Raw genomic sequence first — 21,400 nt, forward strand, 5'->3', positions numbered from 1 at the left:
GCAGCGCATCTGCGCTGCGATCTCCTGATCTATGCGACTTGAATGTCGCATCGTTGCCGATGGCCGTTTGGCCTTGCGGGCTCCCCTTGGGGGCCCGTTTCGCGTATCTGGCGTATAATGATTCACACCCTAACCAAGCGCGCTGATTTTCTCGCGGCAAACAAAGGGCTCCGCAATGCGCGGCCCGGTTTTGTACTGCTGACGCGCGCCAATGATGGGGAGGGCATGCGCTATGGCATTACCGTCACCAAAAAAATCGGCAATGCGGTGGTTCGCAATCGCATGAAGCGCCGTTTTCGTGAGCTTTTGCGGGCGGCTTTACCTGAACTTGGCTTGTCAGACCACGATCATGTGCTCATTGGACGTGCTGGCGGTGTTGAGCGCGATTTCGCACTTATGGGTGAGGAATTGGAAAAAGCGCTCGTGAGGGCGCGCGAAGGAAAGAGCGACCTTGCCAGAGGACGCCGACCCAAGCGCGGGAATCGCATGCACGGCACCCGCAAATGAAGTACATATTAATCTGGATCGCGCGCGGTTGGCAGCTTGGCCCGTCTCGGATCATCCCGCCAACGTGCCGCTATTCCCCCTCTTGCAGCCAGTACGCAATTGAGGCGCTCACTAAATATGGCGCGTTCAAGGGTGGATGGCTCGCGCTAAAGCGTATAGGGCGCTGCCATCCATGGGGAGGCTGTGGCCATGACCCAGTTCCGTAAAGGACTGGAAATGGCTGCTGTAGCACCCACATAATACACTTCGGATCGACTAGTTTAGGGCACTATCTTGGACAATCAGCGTAATCTCCTGCTCGCCGTTTTGCTTTCCGGCTTGCTTTTTGTGAGCTGGGAAATCGGCCTCAATTACTTCTACCCTGATCGGAACACACCTGCGCCGGAAGAAACGGTCGCGGCAGCTTCCACAGAAGGCCAGGCGAGCCCGTCGAGTGATATTGGTGGCGGCACTCCATCAACGGGTCCTGTTGACTTGAACACTGAGCTTGCGAGCGAAACACGCATCGAGATTGATGCGCCCCGCGTCGCTGGTTCGATTAATTTGGTTGGCGCGCGCATCGATGATATCGTCCTTAAGGATTATGACGAGACACTGGATGACGGTTCGCAGCCTGTCCGGTTGTTCGCTCCAGAAGACACCGATGACCAGCACTTTGCCGAGTTTGGCTTTGTTATTGGCGGGGAGCGCGTGCCCAGCAGCGCTGTGTGGGAAGCGGATGGCGAAAAGCTGACCCCAGCAAGCCCTGTCACGCTGTCGCGAACTGATGAAGCTGGCATCTCCTATCGCATCAAATTGTCGATTGATGAAAACTACATGATCGCAGCTGAGCAAACGGTTGAGAATGCGTCTGAGACTGCGGTGATCATTCAACCATTTGCCCTGATCAAGCGAACCAGCGAGAATGCGACACCAGATCAGTTCATCGCTCACGCTGGACCTACGGGCGTTTTTGGCGGATCGCTTTATGATCCCAATTCCTATGCCGAGTTGGCTGAGCTCGGGCGCGATGCGCCTGCGGGTGTCGCTTCATGGTTGGGGTTTACCGATAACTACTGGGCCAGCGCGCTTATCCCAAGCGGTGGTGAGACTGATAGTGTGGGCTGGCGTTCGCTCGGCGACAGTCTGTTTCGCGCAGACCTCATCTATGAAACCGCAACTGTGCCTGCGGGCGGAACACTGACTGAAACCACGCAGCTTTATGCAGGGGCCAAGGAAAGCGTCATCCTCGACCAGTACGAAGAGGCAGGTGTCACCTATTTCGGCAAGGCGATCAGTTGGGGGTGGTTTGAGTGGTTTGAGAAGCCGCTCTTGTGGCTCCTTCGCACGCTAAACGGCCTCGTTGGAAACTTCGGTGTCGCAATCATCCTTTTGACCGTGATTATTCGCGGTTTCATGTTCCCGATTGCTCAAAAGCAGTTTGCTTCAATGGCGGCCATGAAGGCGGTCCAGCCGAAGATGAAGGCGATCCAGGAACGCTACAAAGACGATAAGCAACAACAACAGCAAAAGATCATGGAGCTGTATAAAGAGGAGAAGGTCAATCCGCTTGCAGGCTGTTTGCCTTTGATCATCCAGATCCCGATCTTCTTCGCGCTGTATAAGGTTCTGATCCTCGCGATTGAGATGCGGCACGAACCGTTCCTCTATATTGCGGACCTTGCCTCGCCCGACCCGGCGAAAATCCTGAACCTGTTTGGTCTGTTGCCATTTGATCCGCCGAGCTTTCTGGGCATTGGTATCCTGGCAATTCTGCTGGGCGTGACGATGTGGCTGACGTTTAAGCTGAACCCAAGCGCGATGGATCCTGTGCAGCAGCAGGTTTTCAATCTGATGCCGTGGATCTTGATGTTTGTGATGGCACCGTTTGCAGCTGGCCTGCTGCTGTACTGGGTAACTTCAAACCTGCTTACGCTCGCGCAGCAGAGCTATCTCTATTCCAAGCACCCGCAGCTGAAAGCAGCGGCGGAAAAGGAAAAGGCTGACAAAGCCAGAGAGAAAGCGCGCGAAGAAGCGGAAAAGAGCAAAGCTTGAACGCTGGCGTAACTCCTGAAGATGAGCGCGAGCAATTGCGCCGCGAAAAAGTCGCCTCCCGCCTATTCTCTGGCCGGGTCGATTTTCTGCTGTCCGCTCCGCAACTGAAGTTTCTACCAGAACCGACCGTGCCAGAGATCGCCTTTTGCGGGCGCAGCAATGTGGGCAAGAGCTCGCTCTTGAACGCGCTTACGGGCCGTCGAGCGATTGCACGCGCTTCGGTGACGCCGGGCCGTACGCAAGAGCTGAACTTTTTCGAAGTGGGCGATCCGTTGCAATTCCGATTGGTCGATATGCCTGGCTATGGCTTTGCCAAGGCGCCTGTAAAGGTTGTTGAGCGCTGGAAAAAGCTGGTCAAGAGCTACCTTCGCGGTCGCCAGGTTCTCGCACGCAATCTGGTGCTGGTCGATAGCCGTCATGGTCTCAAAGACGTTGACCGGGAAATGATGACGATGCTCGATGAAGCCGCCGTTGGCTATCGCATCGTTCTTACCAAAACGGACAAGATCAAAGCATCAGCGCTAGAAAGCGTAGCCAATAAAGTGGCTGAAGAAGCGCGCAAGCACCCCGCCGCCTTCCCCGAATTGCACCTCACCAGCAGTGAAAAAGGTATGGGGATTGAGGCTTTGCGAGCCGCGGTGGTGGCCGATGCATTGGGTGAGAACGCTCCCTGGTAGAATGCGTCTGTCGGAGAAGGCTTGCAATCCCGGCAATCCCCTGTTCAAACCCCGTCAGCAATATGTCGTCGCATTCCATTTTGCGATGACACTCCTCGCGCTTTGAGAAGACAGAAAGCGACCACTTGAAATGACCACTCAAAAACTCCTCCCGTTCTTTACCACTGTATCTGCTGCGGCATTGCTCGCCAGCTGCTCACCCTATTCGCAAGGAGGCGATGTGAACACGATCTCTGACGCAGACACCGCTGAGTATTCTCCCGCCATCCCAGAGGCGACCGGATACTTTGCGAAAGACAGCGATTTGCCGTTCCACGCGCCTGACTTCACTAAGATCAGCGAGAGCGATTATCTGCCCGCATTTGAGCAAGGCATGACGATTCAGGCCGCTGAAGTGCAGGCGATCATCGACAATCCGGCAGCGCCAACTTTTGACAACACGATCGTAGCGCTTGAAACCTCTGGCGCAGTGCTTGGCCGGGTTGCGCGTATCTTCTTCCAGCTCACAGGTACCAATACGACTGATGGTCTGGATGCGATCAACACCGAAATCAGCCCGCGTCTCTCAGCACATGGCGATAGCATCACCTTGAACCCGGCTCTGTTTGAACGGGTGAAAGCGGTATACGATATGCGCGCCTCGCTGAACCTCGATATCGAAGACACCAAACTGCTTGAGAACACCTACGAAGGCATGGTTCAGGCAGGCGCTCTATTGAGCGAGACCGAGCGTGAGCAGGTCAAGGCGATCAACACTCAATTGTCGACCCTCACTACAGAATTTGGCCAGTTGGCGCGCGATGCGATGGCGGATCAGCCGCTGATCGTCGACACGCGCGAAGAGCTCGCAGGTATGTCGGATGCAGACATTCAGGCTGCGGCTGACTTTGCCGCAGAAAAGGGGCACCCCGGAAAATTTGCGATTGCGCTGCAAAACACGACACAGCAGCCGCTTTTGCCGGTGCTCGAAAACCGTGCGACGCGTGAAGCCTTGTTCAAGCTGAGCCATGATCGCGCTGATGGTAAGCGCGGTGTCGATACACGCGACCTGATCGCGCGCATTGCGCTTTTGCGTGCTGAAAAAGCGGCTCTTTTCGGTAAGCCTGATTGGGCGAGCTACACCATGTATGATCGCATGGCGAAAGAACCCAAGACTGCGCTCGATTTCATGGAGCAAATGGTCCCGGCACTTGCCGCGACCCAACGCCGTGAAGCGGAAATGCTGAACGAGGCGATCCGTGCTGATGGTGGTGATTTCAGTGTCCAGCCATGGGATTGGTATCGTTACGCCAATAAGATCAAGGCAGAACAATACGATCTGGATGAAGACGCGGTGATGGAATATTTCCAGCTCGACAAAGTGCTCGAAGACGGCATCTTCCACATGGCGACAGAGCTGTATGGCATCACCTTTGAACGCCGTACTGATCTGCCTGTCTATCATCCAGACGTGTGGGTCTACACCGTGTTTGAAGAGGACGGTTCAGAACTCGGCTTGTTCTATTTCGACCCGTTCCAGCGCCCTTCCAAACGCGGCGGCGCATGGATGAGCAACTTTGTTGACCAAAGCTATCTCACGGGCAACAAACCAGTGATCTACAACGTACTCAATGTACCTAAAGCGCCTGAGGGCGAAGTGCAGCTTGTCAGCTTCGATTGGGTCAACACTGCTTTCCACGAATTTGGTCATGCCGTGCACGGTATGTTTGCTGACCAGAAGTATGAGAGCATTTCCGGGACAGCAACCGCGCGCGATTTTGTTGAATATCCAAGCCAGGTTCACGAAATGTGGGCGACTTGGCCATCGGTCCTTTCCAACTATGCCAAGCATTATGAGACCGGAGAAACGATCCCTGCTGAGATGATCGAAAAGATCGAGGCGGCGGCAAAATTCAACCAAGGTTATGACTTTGGCGAAGTCGTTGAGGCGGCTCTGCTGGACATGAAATGGCACGCGCTGACACCGGACGAGGCGCGCGCGCTCGTAGGCAACCCCGAAGCGGTCGATGCTTTTGAGCGCAAGTCGCTGACCGATCTGGGGCTGGAAATTGATCTGGTTCCGCCGCGCTATCGCAGCACCTATTTCAACCACATTTTCAGCAGCCCCGCAGGCTACTCGGCGGGCTATTACAGCTATTTGTGGACTGAGATGCTCGACCGCGACAGCCGTAAATGGTTCATCGAAAATGGTGGTCTTACCCGCGCCAATGGTCAGCATTACCGCGACACCGTGCTAAGCCGTGGCGGAACGATGGACTATTTCGACATGTTCCAGACCTTCGCTGGGCGCCAGCCTGATGTTCAGCCCATGCTGGAAGCGCGCGGGCTTACAGGCGAGTAAGGGAATTGAGGGGGCGGCTTTCGCCTATTTGGCGAACAGCTGCCCCTTTTCCGCAAATGCTTTGAACTCCAGCGCATTGCCGGACGGGTCACGCAAAAACATCGTTGCCTGTTCACCCGGTTCTCCGCGAAAACGCACATTGGGGTCGATCACAAAATCGGTGCCGGCAGCGCGCAGCTTATCAGCCAGCGCCTCCCACGCGTCCATTTCAAGAACCAAACCAAAATGTGGGACAGGGACGCCGTGTCCATCGACATGGCTGCTTGCCCGGTCAACCGATTGTGCGGGCGCAAGATGGGCTACGATCTGGTGGCCGTGAAAATCAAAGTCGATCCAGTCCTTCGAGCTCCGCCCCTCTCGGCACCCAAGCAACCCGCCGTAAAATGCGCGCGCTGCGGCTAGGTCATCGACTGGAAAGGCCAGGTGGAAGGGCGGCAGGCTCATACAGAATCACTTTTGATACGCTTTGATACTCAATCGTAACCCGTTCAGTCTCGACAGCGAAACACTGAATAACTACGACACTGGCAACAATCCCGTCAGCGCTAAAGGTGGAATACGCGCATGAAGCTTATCATCGGTAACAAGAATTACTCCAGCTGGTCGCTTCGCGGCTGGCTTGCGGCCAAGCAATCGGGGCTAAGTTTTGAAGAAATCACTGTGCCGATGATGGGAGAGCAATGGGAGGCGCGCAAGGCTGAGGATGAGTTCCAGCCTTCATCTGGCAAAGTGCCGATCCTGTGGGACGGCGACAATGTCATCTGGGACAGTCTCGCCATTATGGAGTACCTCGCTGACAAAGTTGGCCGTGATCGCTTTTGGCCCAAGGATGAGGCTGCTCGCGGGATGGCTCGCGCGATGGTGGCGGAAATGCACTCGTCTTACTCCGCCCTGCGTCAGGAAATGCCGATGAATGTGCGCAGGCGCGTGCCATTGCAAAATGTCTCCGACCAGACCCGTGCAGATATCGTGCGTATCCTTGGCCTATGGGCAGAAGCGCGTGCGCGCCATGGTTCGGCTGGCCCGTTTCTGTTTGGCACTTTTGGCGCAGCGGATATCTTTTATGCGCCCATCGTCTCACGCTTCACCACCTATGGCATAGGCGTGCCCGGCTTTGCGCAAAGCTATATGCAGGCGGTATGGGAGCATGCTTGGATGGCCGAATGGATCGCCGCTTCTGAAGAGGAGCAATGGGTGATCGAACAATATGACACGGTTGGCTGATTGCCCCTGAGGCTTTGTCTGCTAGGTTGCCTCGAATGAGCAACGCCTTTGACTACGCTAAGCGCTTGATTGCGCAGCCCAGCGTAACCCCCGCCACCGGCCCGGTCTTCGATGAAATGGAGGCGATGCTGAAGCCATTAGGCTTTGACATCCACCGGTTCCAGCGCGGCGAGGGCGAAGAAGGCACTGACGAAGCGCCGGTCGAGAATTTGTTCGCAATTCGGCGCGGGCCAGAAGGATCCAAGCATCTCGCCTTTGCAGGGCACCTTGATGTGGTTCCGCCGGGCGATGGCTGGGCGTTTGATCCATTTGAACCGACCGAGCATGGCGAGCTGCTGTACGGGCGCGGCGCGGTTGATATGAAAAGCGCGATCGCCTGCATGTTGGCAGCGGTTGAGGATGTTCCGCAAGAGGCGGGCACGATCAGCTTCATCATTACTGGCGATGAAGAGGGTCCAGCGCTGCACGGTACGCGCGCGCTTATTGACTATATGCATACGCAGGGGATCAAACCCGATCTATGCCTTGTAGGAGAACCAACGAGCGTTAACCTATTGGGAGATATGATGAAAATCGGGCGACGCGGCTCGGTCAATATCTGGTTGACGGTTGAAGGCAACCAAGGCCACGTTGCCTATCCGCATCTCGCCGACAATCCGATCCCGAAACTGGTGGCGATGCTGGCTGAGTTAGATTCGCTGGTGCTCGATACTGGCACTGACTGGTTCCAGCCATCAAACCTCGAAATCACCGATATGGAAGTGGGCAACAAGGCCCACAATGTCATCCCACAACAGGCCAAGGCGCGTATCTCAATCCGCTTTAATGACCTGCATTCGGGCGCGAGCCTGTCAGAGCGTGTGGCCTCGATTGCAGAAAACCATGGCGGGAGCGCATTGCCGATCATCTCTGGCGAGCCGTTTCTGACGGAGCCGGGCGCGTTTTCGAACATGTTAGCAGAGGCGATTGAAGCGGAGACAGGCGTCAAGCCAGAGCAGTCGACCACAGGCGGCACGTCCGATGCCCGGTTCCTGCGCGCAGTGTGCCCGGTGATCGAGTTCGGCCTGTGTAACGCCACCATGCACAAGCGTGATGAGGCGGTGGCCATCCCCGACTTAGATACGCTAACCCGGATCTATACCCGCGCAGCGCTGGGTGCGCTCGCACTTACGACAAAAGAAGAGGCGTAGTTTTCCCATGAAGGCATGGTTTGCAATTCCGCTTTGGCAGCGGGTTATCGGCGCGCTCATTCTGGGCATCGCTATTGGTTACCCTTGGGGACAATCCGGCGGCATCACTTTTGGGCCTTTCTTGGGTAATGCCACGTTTGAACCAGAAGATATCAAGATCATAGGCGACGTCTTTATTGCCTTTATCAAGATGCTGGTCGTGCCGTTGATTTTCTTCAGCCTCGTTGCGGGTGTTGCTGCAATCGGGGACTTAAGAAAGCTCGGAAGCATTGGATGGCGGGCGCTCTTGCTGTTTGTAGTGAGCGGTCAGATCGCGGTCTGGCTTGGCCTAGCGCTTGGCACGTTTATTCAGCCCGGTTCTGGTGTCGACACGTCGACCATCCAGATGGGAGATTTGCCAGATCCTGATCCGATGGATTGGCGCGAAACACTGCTCAATGCGATCCCAAGCAGTCCTGTGCAGGTCATGGCTGACGTTAATGTGCTGCCCCTGATCGTGTTCTCCCTGTTAATCGGCATTGGTATTCTCATGGCGAAGGAAGAGGGGAAACCTGTTCTTTCTGTCTTCGAAAGCGGCAGTGTTGTCATGCAAAAGGTAACAATGATCGTGATGGAGCTGACGCCTTTTGGCGTCTTTGCACTCATGGCGTGGGTGGCGGGCACACTCGGGCTTGATGCACTGGCGGCGTTGGGTAAACTTGTCGCGCTCAACTATATCGGCTGCTTGCTCATTATCGGTGTGGTGTATTCCGCGATGATCAAGCTGATCGCAAAGCTACCTGTCATCGACTTCTTCCGTGGTATAATAGACGCTATTGCAGTTAGCTACTCGACCGCGAGCTCGAACGCGACGTTGCCTGTTACTCTGCGCTGCGCCGAGCGCAATCTGGGCATTAGTAAGCCGGTTGCAAGCTTCGTGATTTCGCTGGGCGCGACAGTGAATATGAACGGCACCGCGATGTATCTCGGCCTCGCAACCTTGTTCGGTGCTCAGATTTTTGGCGTGGACTTGAGCTGGGGCGATTACTTCCTAATCGCGCTTCTCGGCACCGTTGGAGCTATCGGCGCGGCGGGCATCCCTGGCGCAGGCCTGATTATGATGGCTCTCGTCTTCGGCGCTGTCGGTGTACCGCTGGAAACCATTGCTCTTGTTGCCGGGATCGACCGGATCATGGACATGATGCGTACGACCACCAATGTCTCAGGTGACGCGGCGGTCGCGACCACGGTTGCTAGCCTGACGGGTGAGATCGACAAGGCAGAGATGATCTCGGCAGATGATGTTTAGATCGCTTCTCGCTGGCATCTTACTGCTGTTGCCGCTTCCCGCATTAGCGCATGACGAAAGAACTTCGCCAACGCCTCATGCTCAGGTCGTCTCAGCATATGTAGATGCCTATAACGAGCGTGACTTGGAAGCGATGATGGCGCTGATGCATGTCGACGTGCAGTGGCTGAGCATCGATGGTGAGACGGTCACTATTTTCGCCAATGGCAAGGTCGATCTTGCTGCACAAATGCAAGATTACATTGCATCACCATCAGCAACAACGAGCGAGCTCGGTGAAGTGGTCATCGACGGAAGGTTCGTCTCGGTGCGTGAGATTGCGAGATGGAAAAACACCAGCGGGGAACCACAAGAGCAGTCTGCTTTGGCGGTTTATGAGATTGAGGATAATCTTGTCCGACGCGTTTGGTACTACCCAGCGACGCGGTGACTACCGCCCCTTCGGCTTCTCCAGCACCTTCTTCCTGAAGCTGCACAGATCCACTTGGCTGCACTGCCAGCATTCGGGCGTCCGCGCTTTGCACACATAGCGGCCATGCAGGATCAGCCAGTGATGCGCGTGCAGGCGGAAAGGCTGGGGCACACGCTTTTCCAGTTTTGCCTCGACCGCTTCGGGTGTTTTGCCCTTCGCGAGCCCTGTGCGATTGCCGACGCGAAGGATATGCGTGTCGACTGCGAAGGTCTCTTGTTTGAACCAGCAATTGAGCACGACATTCGCAGTCTTGCGGCCCACACCGGGTAGGCGCACCAAGTCCTCGCGCGTGGCGGGAACCTCTCCGCCATATTCGTCGATCAGAAGCCGCGAGAGTGCGATCACGTTCTTCGCCTTGGAATTGAACAGGCCAATCGTCTTGATGTGATCGATCAGCCCCTCAAGTCCCAGATCGAGCATTTGCTGCGGCGTTGTCACCTTCGCGAACAGCGCCCGCGTGGCCTTGTTCACGCCCACGTCGGTTGCCTGCGCGGACAGGGCAACGGCCACGACCAACTGATAGGCATTGCCATATTCCAGCTCAGTCTCAGGTTCAGGATTGCCCTCAGCCAAACGGCGGAAGAATTCGAAAATCTGGTCTTTCGTCATTCTTGTGGCTCAGCCTGAGGATTCGCCGCTTTCCACTCCATCGCATTGCGAACACGGTTTTCGACCGTGGGGTGGGTGTAGAAAATCGTCTCTTCAATCGGCCCTGCGAGCGGATAGCGATATTCTGCGGTCTTAATCAAAGCGCCCGCCAGAGCATCGGGCAGGTTCACGGTCTCAAGCGAATATTGATCCGCCTCCCGTTCTCCCACGCGCACGATCCCATTGAGCAGCGGCTGGGCAAGGGTGAAATAGAGGCCGATGGTGAAAGTGAACACAGCGATCCCGCGTACGTCAGCGAGCGGAGCGTCACTGCCAAATTTGCGCGCGAACCAGGCATAGGTTTTGTCTGTTAGGAAAAACACCACAAGCGCCATGACACTGATCACACCAATCATGCGCCATACATGCTGGAGCACATAGTGACCGATCTCATGCCCCGTGACCGCTTTCACTTCGTCCAGCGATGCCTGATACATTGCCACATCTGAAATGGCGATGCGTGCGGAGCCGCCAATACCAGAGACATTGGCCGTGAAATTGTTCGACTGGCGCGATCCATCGAACATGTAGATCCGGTCCGCTGGAATGCCGGCTTCGGCCCCTAGAGCGTGGACCGCATCGCGCACTTCGCCTTCAGGGATCGGAGTGTATTCGTTGAAGAGTGGCTCTATCACCGCCGGAGAGAGCAACAGGCTAAAGGCTGCAAAACCAGCGACAAGCCCGCTCGACCAGAGCCACCACAGCCGTCCTGCTCGGCGGAGCAGGAAGTACAACCCAACCATAAAAACAGCGCCAAACAGCGTGCTTATGACAATGCCGATGCTGCCCTGGATAAGAAAGTCGGAAAGCGGCTGGCTGGTTCGATCATAGGCGCTTTCCCGCCACCAATCCTCATAGATTGCATAGGGTAGGGTGAGCAGTGCGCTGACAAGGCTGAAGACCAACGCCACCAAAAACACGCGGGTGTTCTGCCAGCGGTCACTCAGCAATCCGAAGACTTTGTCGAGCACTCCGCTCTTGATAATCAGCCACGTGATAAGGGCGGATACGGCAAGACCTGCGAGGATAAGCCAGTGATTGCCAAGCGTGTAGGCGCGCGAAAGCTCCAGCGCCTCTGGACCAAGTTCGTTGATGTAAGCACGCGTCGCCGCTGCTGGATCCATTGCCATTGTCTTCCCTCACCCGGACTTCGTGTTGTCAGTATCTTATTGTTTATCGGTAAGCTCAAGCACATCTTCCATTGCGTAGCGCCCTGCCTCTCGACCAATCAACCATGCCGCTCCACGAACAGCGCCGCGCGCAAAAATCATGCGATTTTCCGCCGAATGCGACAAGGTAAGGCGCTCCTCAGAGCCAGCGAATATCACCGAATGATCGCCTGCAACTGTGCCGCCGCGCAAGGTTGCAAAGCCTATGTCGCCCTGTTTGCGCGCGCCAGTGTGCCCATCGCGAACCGCATCGCGGTGTGCGGCGAGGTCTATCCCGCGACCCTCAGCTGCCGCTTCGCCTAGCAATTTCGCTGTGCCCGACGGCGCGTCGACTTTCATGCGGTGGTGCATTTCCAGCACCTCGATATCCCAATCTGGGCCCAGCTTTGCCGCGGCCTGCCGGACCAGAGCGCTCAGCAGCGTGACGCCCAGCGAAGTGTTTCCGGTTTGCAGCACGGGCACGTTGCGCGCAGTTTGGTCGATCAGGGTATGATGGTCAGCTTCAAGGCCGGTTGTGCCGACCAAGATAGGGACGCCAGCTTCCTCTGCCGCCTTAAGATTCGAGGCGAGCGCATTAGGAGAGGAGAAATCGATCAGCGCATCGCAAGCCGCCGCAAGATTTCCCGCATTGTCTCCTTGATCGATACCTCCAGCGAGCGCGTCTCCGCTCTCCTCAATCGCCGCCGCGATCGCTTGCCCCATCCGGCCCTTGCTGCCGATAATGCCGAGTTTAGCCATTGATACCCTGCTTAATGCTGTGTTTGATGCATCCATGGCAGAGATTGAACGCATCGTCATCCTAACAGGCGCAGGCATTTCAGCAGAAAGCGGGATCGACACTTTTCGATCCGCAGGCGGCCTGTGGGAGCAGCACAAGGTAGAGGATGTCGCCACGCCAGAAGGCTTTGCGCGCGACCCCGAACTGGTCTTGGGTTTCTACGATATGCGGCGTGCGGCTTTGGCGTCTGTTCAGCCCAATGCAGCGCATCAAGCATTGGCGCGATTGGAGCGGGAATTTGCTGGCGAGCTGTTGCTGGTCACGCAAAATGTCGACGATTTGCACGAACGCGGTGGTTCTTCCGCTGTACTGCATATGCATGGTGAGCTTAAATCCGCGCTGTGCAATTCGTGCGGCGTGCGTTCCCCTTGGGATAAGCCGATGTTAGAGCGCCCCTCATGCCCGGTCTGCCAAGCGCCAAGCTTGCGACCTGATGTCGTGTGGTTTGGTGAGATGCCGTATCAGATGGAGCGGATTTATGCAGCGCTGGAGGTTTGCGATCTGTTCGTTAGCATCGGGACAAGCGGCGCGGTCTATCCCGCAGCAGGCTTTGTCCAAGAGGCGCGAGGGCAGGGGGCTGCAACGCTGGAGCTAAACCTCGACCCCAGCGAAGGCAGCCACTTCTTCTCAGAATCGCGCCACGGCAAAGCGGGCAAGCTGGTGCCGGAATGGGTGGATGAGATTTTGTCGAAGTAAGCCTCTTGGAAGGCGGGATTACTTCTTCTTGACCGGAGGCTGAGGCCGGGTGAATACAAGTTCGGTCTCATTCGAAGCGCTCTGATCCAGCGTGTACCCATCGGCATTAAATCCGCGTAGATCGTCGGCGTTCTCGATGCGGTTTTCCATGATCCAGCGCGCCATCAATCCGCGCGCGAATTTCACATGATACATCAGCCGCCGCGCTTCGCCGTCTTTCACATTGAGGAAGCTTGCCTCGATGACTTTGCCGGGAAGTACTGCCGTGTCGACCGCTTTGAAATACTCATTGGAGGCCAAATTCACGATTGTCTGGTCTGCATGGCCTGAGAGGTCTTCGCTCAGTTTCTCACCGATCCGGCTACCCCAAAAATCATAGAGCGATTTGCCGCGCGGGTTCGCCATCTTCGTGCCCATTTCCAAACGGTAAGGCTGGATTGCGTCCATGGGGCGAAGCACGCCATAAAGGCCGGACAGAATGCGCAAATGATCCTGTGCATAGGCAAGCGTGTCCTCGCCCAAGCTCTTAGCCTCAAGCCCCCAGTAGACATCGCCATCAAAGGTTAGCCCCGCTGGCTTTGCCGAATTGCTGCGACCTTCAAGATCAAACGTCTTGAAACGCTCTGCATTCAACTCAGCCAGATTGTCAGAGATATGCATCAGACGTTTCAGATCACCTGCTGATTGCTGCTTGGCCACTTGAGCAATTTCGCGCGTGTCTGTGTCCAGCCGTGGCCGCGTCACGTCAAGCGTGGCCTCAGGCGCATCAAAGTTCAGCTTTTTGGCAGGGGATAGGAGGGTGATCATAAATTGCTATTCCGGTCAGTTGTGGGCCTGCGTCAGCCACCAATGCGAGAGCCTAATATTCACTATCAATGGATCGGGCTTGGGTTCCCTGCAGATGCATGTTGCCGCTCTATCCGTCCATAATCCAGATGCCGACGGCAAGGGCTGCGCTACCCAGTCCCATGAAGGATGCGATCAACTGCATATTCATGGTCTTAAGCGGCTCTGCTTTATGTGCGGACAGTCTGGTCTGGACCGCGCATCCGTTGCGCTGCGCAGCATAGAAGATGAATATTCCAATCAGGATGAAGACGGTTGCGATGGTCCTGGCCAAATAGGCGGGCTCCAATTCCCCGAAAAGAGCGTTGAAACCAAGGCCAATACCCACAGCGGCAAGTCCTGTGCGCATCCAGCCAGCAAAAGTTCGCTCGTTGGCCATGAGGGTACGATCCTCTGCCCAGTCGGTCCGATCCTCGGCCAGATCTGTGCGATCTTCAGCGAGGTCATTTGATGATTTGTTGTCGCTCATATGCTTATCCGCACCCTTTGCATTCCGGGTCCTTTGCGATTTTTAGCGTTCGCATACCCGGCTTCATCCCGTCCAGAATATGCAGTTTGCCCCAGCCCGGATCACCATAGCGGCTGACCCCTGCGAGCAAGACGCGCACCGCCTGCATAGCTGCGAAGCTTCCCGTCCAGCCTGCCATCGCGCCGAGCATGCCGTCCTCTGCGCAAGTGTCGCAGTCTTCGGCGTCGAAGGCATCGCCGACAAAGCAGCGATAGCAGGGTGTGCCCGCCAAATGGCCAGCGAATGCGCCAACCTGACCCTGAAAGCGTCCCACAGCGGCGGACAAAAGCGGGGTGCGTTCCGCGACGCAGGCATCCGATACGGCGAGGCGGGTGGCGAAATTGTCTGTGCCATCCAGCACCAGATCGACGCCAGCAATCAAGTCACCGACATTCTCGCTCGTGATGCGGGTGTCAGAAATCTCTACGTCGAGCGCATCGTCGAAATTGGCGAGCCATCGCCGGGCGCTTGTTGCTTTACCGTGGCCAATATCGCGGTTTGTGAAGATGGTCTGGCGCTGGAGGTTGCTTGCATCGACCACATCGTCATCAACCAATGTGAAGCGCCCGATCCCACTTGCCGCCAGATATTGCAGCGCAGGCGAACCAATCCCGCCAAGCCCAATGACGGCAACATGCTTTCCCGCCAACGCAACCTGACCTGCGCCGCCGATTTCGGGTAGCACAATATGGCGTGCAAAGCGGTCTAACCGGGCAGGGGATAGGGCTGTTGATGAGCTCATGGAAAAGCTGTTTACACCCTGCGCACGACCTGTCGACAGGGCTGTGCATAGCCCTGTCGATTGTGCGTGGGTAACGGTTGGAAAGGCTGTGCACGCCGCCCGTGGGCAAAGCAGAGCACAGCCTGTCTAATTTGAGTGCGAATTAGCTCTCAAGCTGGCGCAAAAGACTGCGAACATCGCCGTCCATATCCGCGTCACGGGTGCGCAGATCTTCGATCAGGCGCACGGCGTGGATAACCGTGGAATGGTCGCGTCCGCCAAATTTGCGTCCAATCTCTGGATAAGAGCGCGGCGTGAGCACTTTTGACAGATACATCGCGACCTGACGCGGACGCACGACCGCGCGAGCGCGGCGCTTGGATGACATTTCGCTGCGGTCAATCCGGTAGAACTGACAAACCGTGCGCTGAATCTCATCAATCGTGATCCGGCGACGATTGGCTGACAGAATATCGGTCAGCTGTTCCTCAGCGAGTTGCAACGACACTTCCTGTCCAGTCAACTGCGCATAAGCGATCAGTTTGTTGAGGCCGCCCACCAACTCACGCACATTGCGCGTGATCGTGCGAGCGAGGAAGTCGATCACATCTTCTGGCACCGAAAGCGGCGCAAAGCGCGACAGTTTCGATTCGAGGATATTCTTGCGCAGTTCAATATCAGCGGCCTGAATGTCAGCCACCAAACCCATCGACAGGCGTGAGAGCAGGCGCGGTTCAACGCCGTCCAATGCCTGCGGGGCGCGGTCGGCGGCAAACACCAAACGCTTACCTTCAGCCAGCAGCGCATCAATCGTGTAAAGCAGTTCTTCCTGAGCGGATGCCTTACCGATGATGAACTGGATGTCGTCCACCAGCAGGAGATCGAAGGAGCGCAGGCGCGCCTTGAACTCGATCATCTGGTTAGCTTTAAGCGCTTGGACGAATTCGACCATGAAGCGTTCAGCTGAACAGTAGAAAATGCGTGCACGCGGATGGGCTTGCAGGAAGCCATGACCGATTGCGTGCAACAGGTGGGTTTTGCCCTGACCGGTGGCAGCCTTCAGATATAGCGGTGAGAATTGCGGTTGCTCGGTCGCCGCCATGCGCTGCGCTGCATTGCAGGCCAACACATTGGCTTCGCCTGTAACAAAGGCTGCGAATGTGAGCGATGGGTCCAGACCGACACTCGAAGTGAAGCCGGCATCGCCGATCGTGCCAGCGGCAACGGCAATCGCGCTCGCACCGTCATTGGCTGGGCGACGGCCATCATCAAGGCGCAGTTCGGGAAGTTGCCGACGGCCAGGGTGAACCTGAATGTTCACATTGCGCACGTCACCGCGCACAATCTTCCAAGCAAGCTGAAGACGCTCATGAAAGCGGTCCTTCACCCAATTGGCGGAAAACTCGGTCGGAAGGAAAAGGTCAAGCGTGCCCGTTTCCTTGTTAATGCCGCCAACCTGGATCGGTTTGATCCATTGGCTGTGCAATTGATGTCCGAGATCTTTCCTCAAGCCTTGGCTGATGTCAGCCCAATCGGCGGCAAGATTTACTGCTTCTGCGTCTTCCATCAAATCTTCGTCCGCACCGCGGCGCGTTGTCCGCGCCTTATTGCCTTTGTGCACCATTGCTTCCCCACTACTCCCCTGTCCCCGGAATCATCATTCCGAAGGGCCGTGTTCTGATTTCGATAGGCGAAGGCCGTCCATGCCCCAGAATCACTTCTCTGTGGGCGACCACTATCGATTCGACTGTTAGACATCCGGGCTGTCCCGCCCCGGCTGTGAGAGGACTAAACGAGTGTTTGGCTCTCAGCGCAAGCGAGGAATTGCAATAAATCTTAAATATTTGTGTTGACTCGGCGCAACCCCGCAGGCGTGCGTTTAAGTCATTGTTTTTAATGAAAACTCGTCTTTTTCGGCGCGCGAATCGTGGAGTTTCCTGAGGTTTACAATTTGTTACCGCAGTGCAGCGAGCGGCAAAAGAAAAGGGCCCGGCCATACGGCCAAGCCCTTATCCAAGTTGCTTAGGGTTAATTCCTTACCGATTGGCAAGAAATGACCTCGCGATTCGCCGCGAGATCGCCCGAATCAGAGCGCTGCGACTCGTTTGGTGAGGCGCGACATCTTCCGAGCGACTGTATTTTTGTGCATCACGCCGCGTGCGACACCGCGTGCCAGTTCTGGCTGAGCGGCCTTAAGGGCAGCAGCAGCGCCATCCTTATCGCCTGCTTCACATGCTGCCTCGACCTTTTTGACGTGGCTGCGGATGCGGCTCATGCGCGCGCCATTGATTTCGGCGCGGCGATCATTGCGGCGGATACGTTTGCGGGCTTGTGGCGTGTTGGCCATAGGTCTGTCTGTCTCGCGTTCTGTGCTGGCCGCAGGTTAGCGACCGGATAAACTTGGTCTGTTCGAAAATCGGTGATTCACCACCGGAAAGCGCGCCACATAGGTCGGTAGGGGCGAATCGTCAATGATTGTTTAGAGTGACGATGACCTGCCTAACCATACTACTTCTGACACCTGGCACAGTACCATGTGCTGCGACCACCTTGTGCAATGCGGCGAATGACGCCGCCATCATCGCGGCGGCATGCCTCGCCCGTGCGGCCATAGACATCAAAGCGCGTCGCAAAATATCCCAGTTCCCCGTCGGGCGCTGCATAGTCACGTAGGCTAGAGCCTCCGTCTTCGATCGAGGTCTCCAGCACATCGACAATCGCCGGGACCAACCGTTCCAGCTGTGGCCGCGTCACTTTACCCCCTGCCTTTTTGGGGTGAATGCCGGCGCGCCACAAAGCCTCGCATACATATATATTGCCAAGTCCTGCGACGATCCGTTGGTCGAGCAGGCACAGCTTTATCGATTGCGTCTTGCCTTTGAGCGTGGCCTTAAGGTGAGCAGCCGATAGCCCCGGCCCCAAGGGCTCTGGACCGAGCGAGGCAAATTGAGGCCATTGGTCGAGTGTTTCAGTCAGCTCCAAATCAACAGATCCAAATCGGCGTGGATCACACAGAGCAAAGCTATGTTCGGCAGTTTCCATCACCAGATGATCGTGCTTGTCCGGCTCTTCAGGATCGATCCGCCAGCGCCCGCTCATACCAAGGTGAAAAATCATGCTCTGTTCGCGGTCGAGATGGATCAGCCCATACTTCGCCCTGCGCGATAGTCCCGTGACTTTCGCCCCCGTCATCACCTGCACCAATTCGGGCGGGAAAGGGCGGCGCAGATTGGGGCGATTGAGGGTCACCCGCTCAATCCGTTTTCCATCGAGGAACCGAGCAAGTCCTCGGACCGTTGTCTCAACTTCTGGCAATTCTGGCATGTCTTGCGCTCTAACACTCTAGGCGCGCGGGGCAATTCCCTCTAGGGCGCTTTCCCATGAGCAATAGCAGCGAAAACACAGTCTCCTTTGGCTATGAAGATGTGACACCTGAAGAGAAGACCGCCCGTGTGGGAGAGGTCTTTTCCAATGTCGCTAAGAAGTACGACATTATGAATGACGCCCTGTCGATGGGCATGCATCGCGGGTGGAAGGACAAATTCGTCAAGCGTGTGAAGCCGCAGCCCGGCGAGAAGATCCTCGACATGGCGGGCGGCACTGGCGACATCGCATTTCGCATGGCGGATCGAGGCGCTGATGTGACCGTCGCCGATATCAATCAGGAAATGCTCGATGTCGGTGCTGAACGCGCGATGGAGCGCGCTGAGGATGAAGACACCGGTAGCCTCGTCTTTACCTGCCAAAACGCAGAGGATGTCGACTTCGCCAGCAATTCCTTTGACGCCTACACAATCGTCTTTGGCATTCGCAATGTGACCTTCAAAGATAAGGCATTGGCCGAAGCCCACCGCGTGCTGCGTCCTGGAGGCCGGTTCTATTGCATGGAGTTTTCGACCACCGAATGGGCGGGCTTTCGCGAAGTCTATGAACTGTATTCAAACCAGATCATGCCGCGCATGGGTCAGGTGATTGCAGGTGATGCGGACAGTTATCGCTATCTCGTCGAATCGATCCGCCGCTTTCCAAAACCCGCTGAGTTTGAAAGCATGATCCGAGCCGCTGGCTTTGTGAACACCAAGGTCGAAACGATCCTTGGCGGCGCGGTAAACATCCATTCCGGGTGGAAGATATAAGTCAGTGACGACCCCAGTTACTCACCTTTTCCGCCTTGCCCGGTGGGGCGTTACATTGGCGCGTCGACGCGCTCTGGTCGGCATTGAGGAAGATCCCAATGCGCCGCCGCCGGTTCGCCGTCTTGCTCAAGTTGCCCGGTTGGCGACATTTACGAGCAAGGGTGGCAAACGCGATTATGCGGGCGCCTTCCGTGCGATTGGTCCGGCGGCAATCAAGCTTGGGCAGTCGCTCGCCACCCGCCCCGATCTGGTGGGCGAGGAAGCGGCGAACAATCTGCTGGAACTGCAAGACAATCTGCCGCCGGTCAGTTTTGACAAGATCAAGGCGTCGATTGAGGCAAGTTTCGACCAGCCTTTAGACGCGCTCTTTTCTGAGGTTGATCCAGAGCCCGTCGGCGCTGCTTCCATCGCTCAGGTTCACAAAGCCATCACCACTGATGGGCGCACAGTTGCTGTCAAAGTGCTGCGCCCTGGTATCCGCGAGAAATTTGCGCGTGATATCCAGACCTATGAATGGGCTGCAGCTCACGTAGAGGCGATGGGCGGGGAGGCCACGCGATTGCGCCCCCGCATGACCATCGCGAATTTCAAACGATGGTCCAATTCCGAACTCGACCTGAGGCGCGAAGCTGCCTCTGCCAGCGAACTTGCCGAGGAAATGTCGGGGGTCGATGGCTATCGCATTCCCGAAATTGATTGGGATCGCACCAATGGCCGGGTGATGACGATTGAGTGGGTCGAAGGCGTCAAAATCTCCCGCCGCGATGAATTGATTGCACGCGGCCACGATCTGGATGCGATTTCAGATCGGCTCGTGATCAGTTTCCTGACGCAGGCAATCAGCGCCGGGTTCTTCCATGCCGATATGCATCAGGGGAACCTGTTCGTAGAAGATGACGGCACGATCGTCGCGATCGACTTTGGTATTATGGGCCGGATTGATCGGCGCGCTCGGCAATGGTTGGCTGAAATTCTCTACGGCCTGACCACAGGCAATTACAAACGCGTGGCTGAAATTCACTTCGAAGCGCAATATGTTCCAAGCTATCATTCAGTCGGTGAGTTTGCGACCGCTCTGCGCGCTGTGGGTGAACCGATGCGTGGCAAGCCTGTGAAAGAGCTCAGCGTTGGGCAGATGCTAGACGGGTTGTTTGCCATTACCCGCGATTTTGACATGCAGACCCAACCGCATCTGCTGCTGTTGCAAAAGACGATGGTGATGGTTGAGGGGATCGCGACGCAGCTAAATCCTGAAATCAATATGTGGGACACCGCCGCCCCCTATGTGCGCAGCTGGATCCGGGATGAATTGGGACCAGAGGCGGCTGTGGCGGAGCGGATCAAGGAAGACACGCAGACCTTACTGCGCATTCCCGATCTGGTTCGCCGTATCGAGGACCGTTTTCCACCCAAAGGCGGCGCGCCAGAACAGCCACCTTTGCCCGAGGTAAAACTGCTCACTGACAAGCGTGAAGGCGGCGGTGGCGGCTGGCTTGGCTATATAGTCGCAGGTCTTATCGGTGCAGGCGCCGTGCTGGGAGCAGGTGCGGCAGGTCTTATCTAGGCGCTTTTCTCAGGCAAGATCCGCGCGCCAATCAGGCCCGCTAGTCCAAGCACCAGTTCCACGACCATTGGCGGGATATAGCCTTCAAAACTGCCATATTGGGCAAGGGCCACTAATCTCACCACCAGCACCACCAGCATCAGGGCAGCGCCGATCACCAGCGGATCGCCGCGCCGCGCCAAAGCACCCCAGATAAAACAGCCGCCGCTGACGGCAAAAAACGATGTCAGGTCTGCGCGGATTGATGTGAGGCCATGCGCCCCTTCGACCGCGATGCCAAAATCGGCGGCGGCGCTGACCGGGTCGGTCAAGAATCCGAACCCCATGTAGACCAGCAATAGCCCGCCCAAAACGAGCACTGCGCGCAATGCAATAATCATTGTCGATCCCCTCTCTCAGCCGGCTTTATTGAGAGGGAAAGGCGCCTCGCTCAAGGGCAAAACTGCGATGGTTGGGGATTAGCTGAAGCTAGCGCGGTGCCTTAGCGTTTTGAAACCATCCACTTACAGCTGAAACGCTGGGCTTGGCGCAACCGAAGCAGGTCGCTAGGACGGCTTTCGATAAGGTCGCATATCTTGAAGCGCAAAGTCGGAGTGTAGTG

The 21,400-nt window shown here is 56.4% G+C and carries 23 protein-coding genes; 12 read left to right on the top strand and 11 right to left on the bottom strand.

All coding sequences use genetic code 11. The features are described 5' to 3' along the window. Positions 1-117: 117 nt before the first annotated feature. The 5 genes from rnpA to AC0V6N_RS00165 all read left to right on the top strand — a co-directional run bounded on the left by rnpA (position 118) and on the right by AC0V6N_RS00165 (position 5,559). Complete coding sequence (gene rnpA, locus AC0V6N_RS00145) at positions 118-507, top strand: ribonuclease P protein component (protein WP_486169568.1); 390 nt, start codon at positions 118-120, stop codon at positions 505-507. Continuing rightward, positions 504-713, top strand: coding sequence for a membrane protein insertion efficiency factor YidD (gene yidD / locus AC0V6N_RS00150; protein ID WP_486169569.1), 210 nt, complete (start codon positions 504-506; stop codon positions 711-713). Before rnpA ends, yidD begins: the two co-directional genes overlap by 4 nt. A 67-nt stretch (positions 714-780) precedes the next feature. Beyond that, entirely contained in the window at positions 781-2,541 is a 1,761-nt protein-coding gene (gene yidC, locus AC0V6N_RS00155) for a membrane protein insertase YidC (protein WP_486169570.1), read from the top strand. After that, entirely contained in the window at positions 2,538-3,218 is a 681-nt protein-coding gene (yihA, locus tag AC0V6N_RS00160; RefSeq protein WP_486169571.1) for a ribosome biogenesis GTP-binding protein YihA/YsxC, read from the top strand. The genes yidC and yihA overlap by 4 nt, the downstream gene beginning before the upstream one ends. 130 nt (positions 3,219-3,348) lie before the next feature. Further along, positions 3,349-5,559 carry a M3 family metallopeptidase gene (locus AC0V6N_RS00165; RefSeq protein ID WP_486169572.1) on the top strand — a complete coding sequence of 737 codons (2,211 nt, stop codon included), beginning with the start codon at positions 3,349-3,351 and terminating at the stop codon, positions 5,557-5,559. Between the two features lie 24 nt (positions 5,560-5,583). Here AC0V6N_RS00165 and AC0V6N_RS00170 read toward each other — a convergent pair whose 3' ends face one another. After that, positions 5,584-6,003 carry a VOC family protein gene (locus AC0V6N_RS00170; RefSeq protein ID WP_486169573.1) on the bottom strand — a complete coding sequence of 140 codons (420 nt, stop codon included), beginning with the start codon at positions 6,001-6,003 and terminating at the stop codon, positions 5,584-5,586. Positions 6,004-6,123: 120 nt separating this feature from the next. Here AC0V6N_RS00170 and AC0V6N_RS00175 point away from each other — a divergent pair, with 120 nt between their 5' ends. The 4 genes from AC0V6N_RS00175 to AC0V6N_RS00190 are packed head-to-tail and all read left to right on the top strand — an operon-like array spanning position 6,124 to position 9,691. Beyond that, the gene (locus tag AC0V6N_RS00175) at positions 6,124-6,783 is read left to right on the top strand and encodes a glutathione S-transferase family protein (RefSeq protein ID WP_486169574.1); all 660 of its coding nucleotides are present in this window, start codon (positions 6,124-6,126) and stop codon (positions 6,781-6,783) included. A gap of 35 nt (positions 6,784-6,818) precedes the next feature. After that, positions 6,819-7,973, top strand: coding sequence for a succinyl-diaminopimelate desuccinylase (gene dapE, locus AC0V6N_RS00180; RefSeq protein WP_486169575.1), 1,155 nt, complete (start codon positions 6,819-6,821; stop codon positions 7,971-7,973). Positions 7,974-7,980: 7 nt separating this feature from the next. Continuing rightward, positions 7,981-9,261, top strand: coding sequence for a dicarboxylate/amino acid:cation symporter (locus AC0V6N_RS00185; protein ID WP_486169576.1), 1,281 nt, complete (start codon positions 7,981-7,983; stop codon positions 9,259-9,261). Then, entirely contained in the window at positions 9,251-9,691 is a 441-nt protein-coding gene (locus AC0V6N_RS00190) for a nuclear transport factor 2 family protein (RefSeq protein WP_486169577.1), read from the top strand. The genes AC0V6N_RS00185 and AC0V6N_RS00190 overlap by 11 nt, the downstream gene beginning before the upstream one ends. Here the strand turns inward: AC0V6N_RS00190 and nth are convergent, their stop codons facing one another. Genes nth through dapB form a run of 3 tightly spaced genes read right to left on the bottom strand, consistent with a single transcriptional unit; the run spans position 9,692 to position 12,288 of the window. Beyond that, positions 9,692-10,342: an endonuclease III gene (nth, locus tag AC0V6N_RS00195; RefSeq protein WP_486169578.1), complete on the bottom strand. Its 651-nt coding sequence runs from the start codon at positions 10,340-10,342 to the stop codon at positions 9,692-9,694. Continuing rightward, complete coding sequence (locus tag AC0V6N_RS00200; RefSeq protein ID WP_486169579.1) at positions 10,339-11,511, bottom strand: M48 family metallopeptidase; 1,173 nt, start codon at positions 11,509-11,511, stop codon at positions 10,339-10,341. The genes nth and AC0V6N_RS00200 overlap by 4 nt, the downstream gene beginning before the upstream one ends. Before the next feature lie 36 nt (positions 11,512-11,547). Continuing rightward, positions 11,548-12,288, bottom strand: coding sequence for a 4-hydroxy-tetrahydrodipicolinate reductase (gene dapB / locus AC0V6N_RS00205; protein WP_486169580.1), 741 nt, complete (start codon positions 12,286-12,288; stop codon positions 11,548-11,550). Between the two features lie 34 nt (positions 12,289-12,322). Between dapB and AC0V6N_RS00210 the strand changes: the two genes are divergently transcribed. After that, positions 12,323-13,024: an NAD-dependent deacylase gene (locus AC0V6N_RS00210; RefSeq protein ID WP_486172396.1), complete on the top strand. Its 702-nt coding sequence runs from the start codon at positions 12,323-12,325 to the stop codon at positions 13,022-13,024. 18 nt (positions 13,025-13,042) lie between these two features. Here the strand turns inward: AC0V6N_RS00210 and yaaA are convergent, their stop codons facing one another. From yaaA to mutM, 6 genes are all read right to left on the bottom strand, one after another. After that, positions 13,043-13,831, bottom strand: coding sequence for a peroxide stress protein YaaA (yaaA, locus tag AC0V6N_RS00215; protein WP_486169581.1), 789 nt, complete (start codon positions 13,829-13,831; stop codon positions 13,043-13,045). 109 nt (positions 13,832-13,940) lie between these two features. Beyond that, a complete protein-coding gene (locus tag AC0V6N_RS00220; RefSeq protein WP_486169582.1) occupies positions 13,941-14,339 on the bottom strand; it encodes a YidH family protein in 399 nt (132 codons plus the stop codon). A gap of 4 nt (positions 14,340-14,343) precedes the next feature. Further along, positions 14,344-15,120, bottom strand: a complete 777-nt coding sequence (locus tag AC0V6N_RS00225; RefSeq protein WP_486169583.1) for a HesA/MoeB/ThiF family protein — start codon at positions 15,118-15,120, stop codon at positions 14,344-14,346. 142 nt (positions 15,121-15,262) lie between these two features. Then, positions 15,263-16,723: a chromosomal replication initiator protein DnaA gene (gene dnaA, locus AC0V6N_RS00230; RefSeq protein ID WP_486169584.1), complete on the bottom strand. Its 1,461-nt coding sequence runs from the start codon at positions 16,721-16,723 to the stop codon at positions 15,263-15,265. A 462-nt stretch (positions 16,724-17,185) separates the two neighbouring features. Then, positions 17,186-17,446, bottom strand: a complete 261-nt coding sequence (gene rpsT, locus AC0V6N_RS00235) for a 30S ribosomal protein S20 (protein ID WP_486169585.1) — start codon at positions 17,444-17,446, stop codon at positions 17,186-17,188. A 161-nt stretch (positions 17,447-17,607) separates the two neighbouring features. Beyond that, a complete protein-coding gene (gene mutM, locus AC0V6N_RS00240; protein ID WP_486169586.1) occupies positions 17,608-18,423 on the bottom strand; it encodes a bifunctional DNA-formamidopyrimidine glycosylase/DNA-(apurinic or apyrimidinic site) lyase in 816 nt (271 codons plus the stop codon). Between the two features lie 56 nt (positions 18,424-18,479). Between mutM and AC0V6N_RS00245 the strand changes: the two genes are divergently transcribed. Both AC0V6N_RS00245 and ubiB read left to right on the top strand, forming a co-directional pair. Next, positions 18,480-19,235, top strand: coding sequence for a class I SAM-dependent methyltransferase (locus tag AC0V6N_RS00245; RefSeq protein ID WP_486169587.1), 756 nt, complete (start codon positions 18,480-18,482; stop codon positions 19,233-19,235). A gap of 4 nt (positions 19,236-19,239) precedes the next feature. Next, positions 19,240-20,799: a 2-polyprenylphenol 6-hydroxylase gene (gene ubiB, locus AC0V6N_RS00250; protein WP_486169588.1), complete on the top strand. Its 1,560-nt coding sequence runs from the start codon at positions 19,240-19,242 to the stop codon at positions 20,797-20,799. Here the strand turns inward: ubiB and AC0V6N_RS00255 are convergent. Beyond that, entirely contained in the window at positions 20,796-21,179 is a 384-nt protein-coding gene (locus tag AC0V6N_RS00255) for a hypothetical protein (protein WP_486169589.1), read from the bottom strand. The genes ubiB and AC0V6N_RS00255 overlap by 4 nt on opposite strands. Between the last annotated feature and the right edge of the window lie 221 nt (positions 21,180-21,400).

This window comes from Erythrobacter sp. S57(2025) (assembly GCF_057365055.1).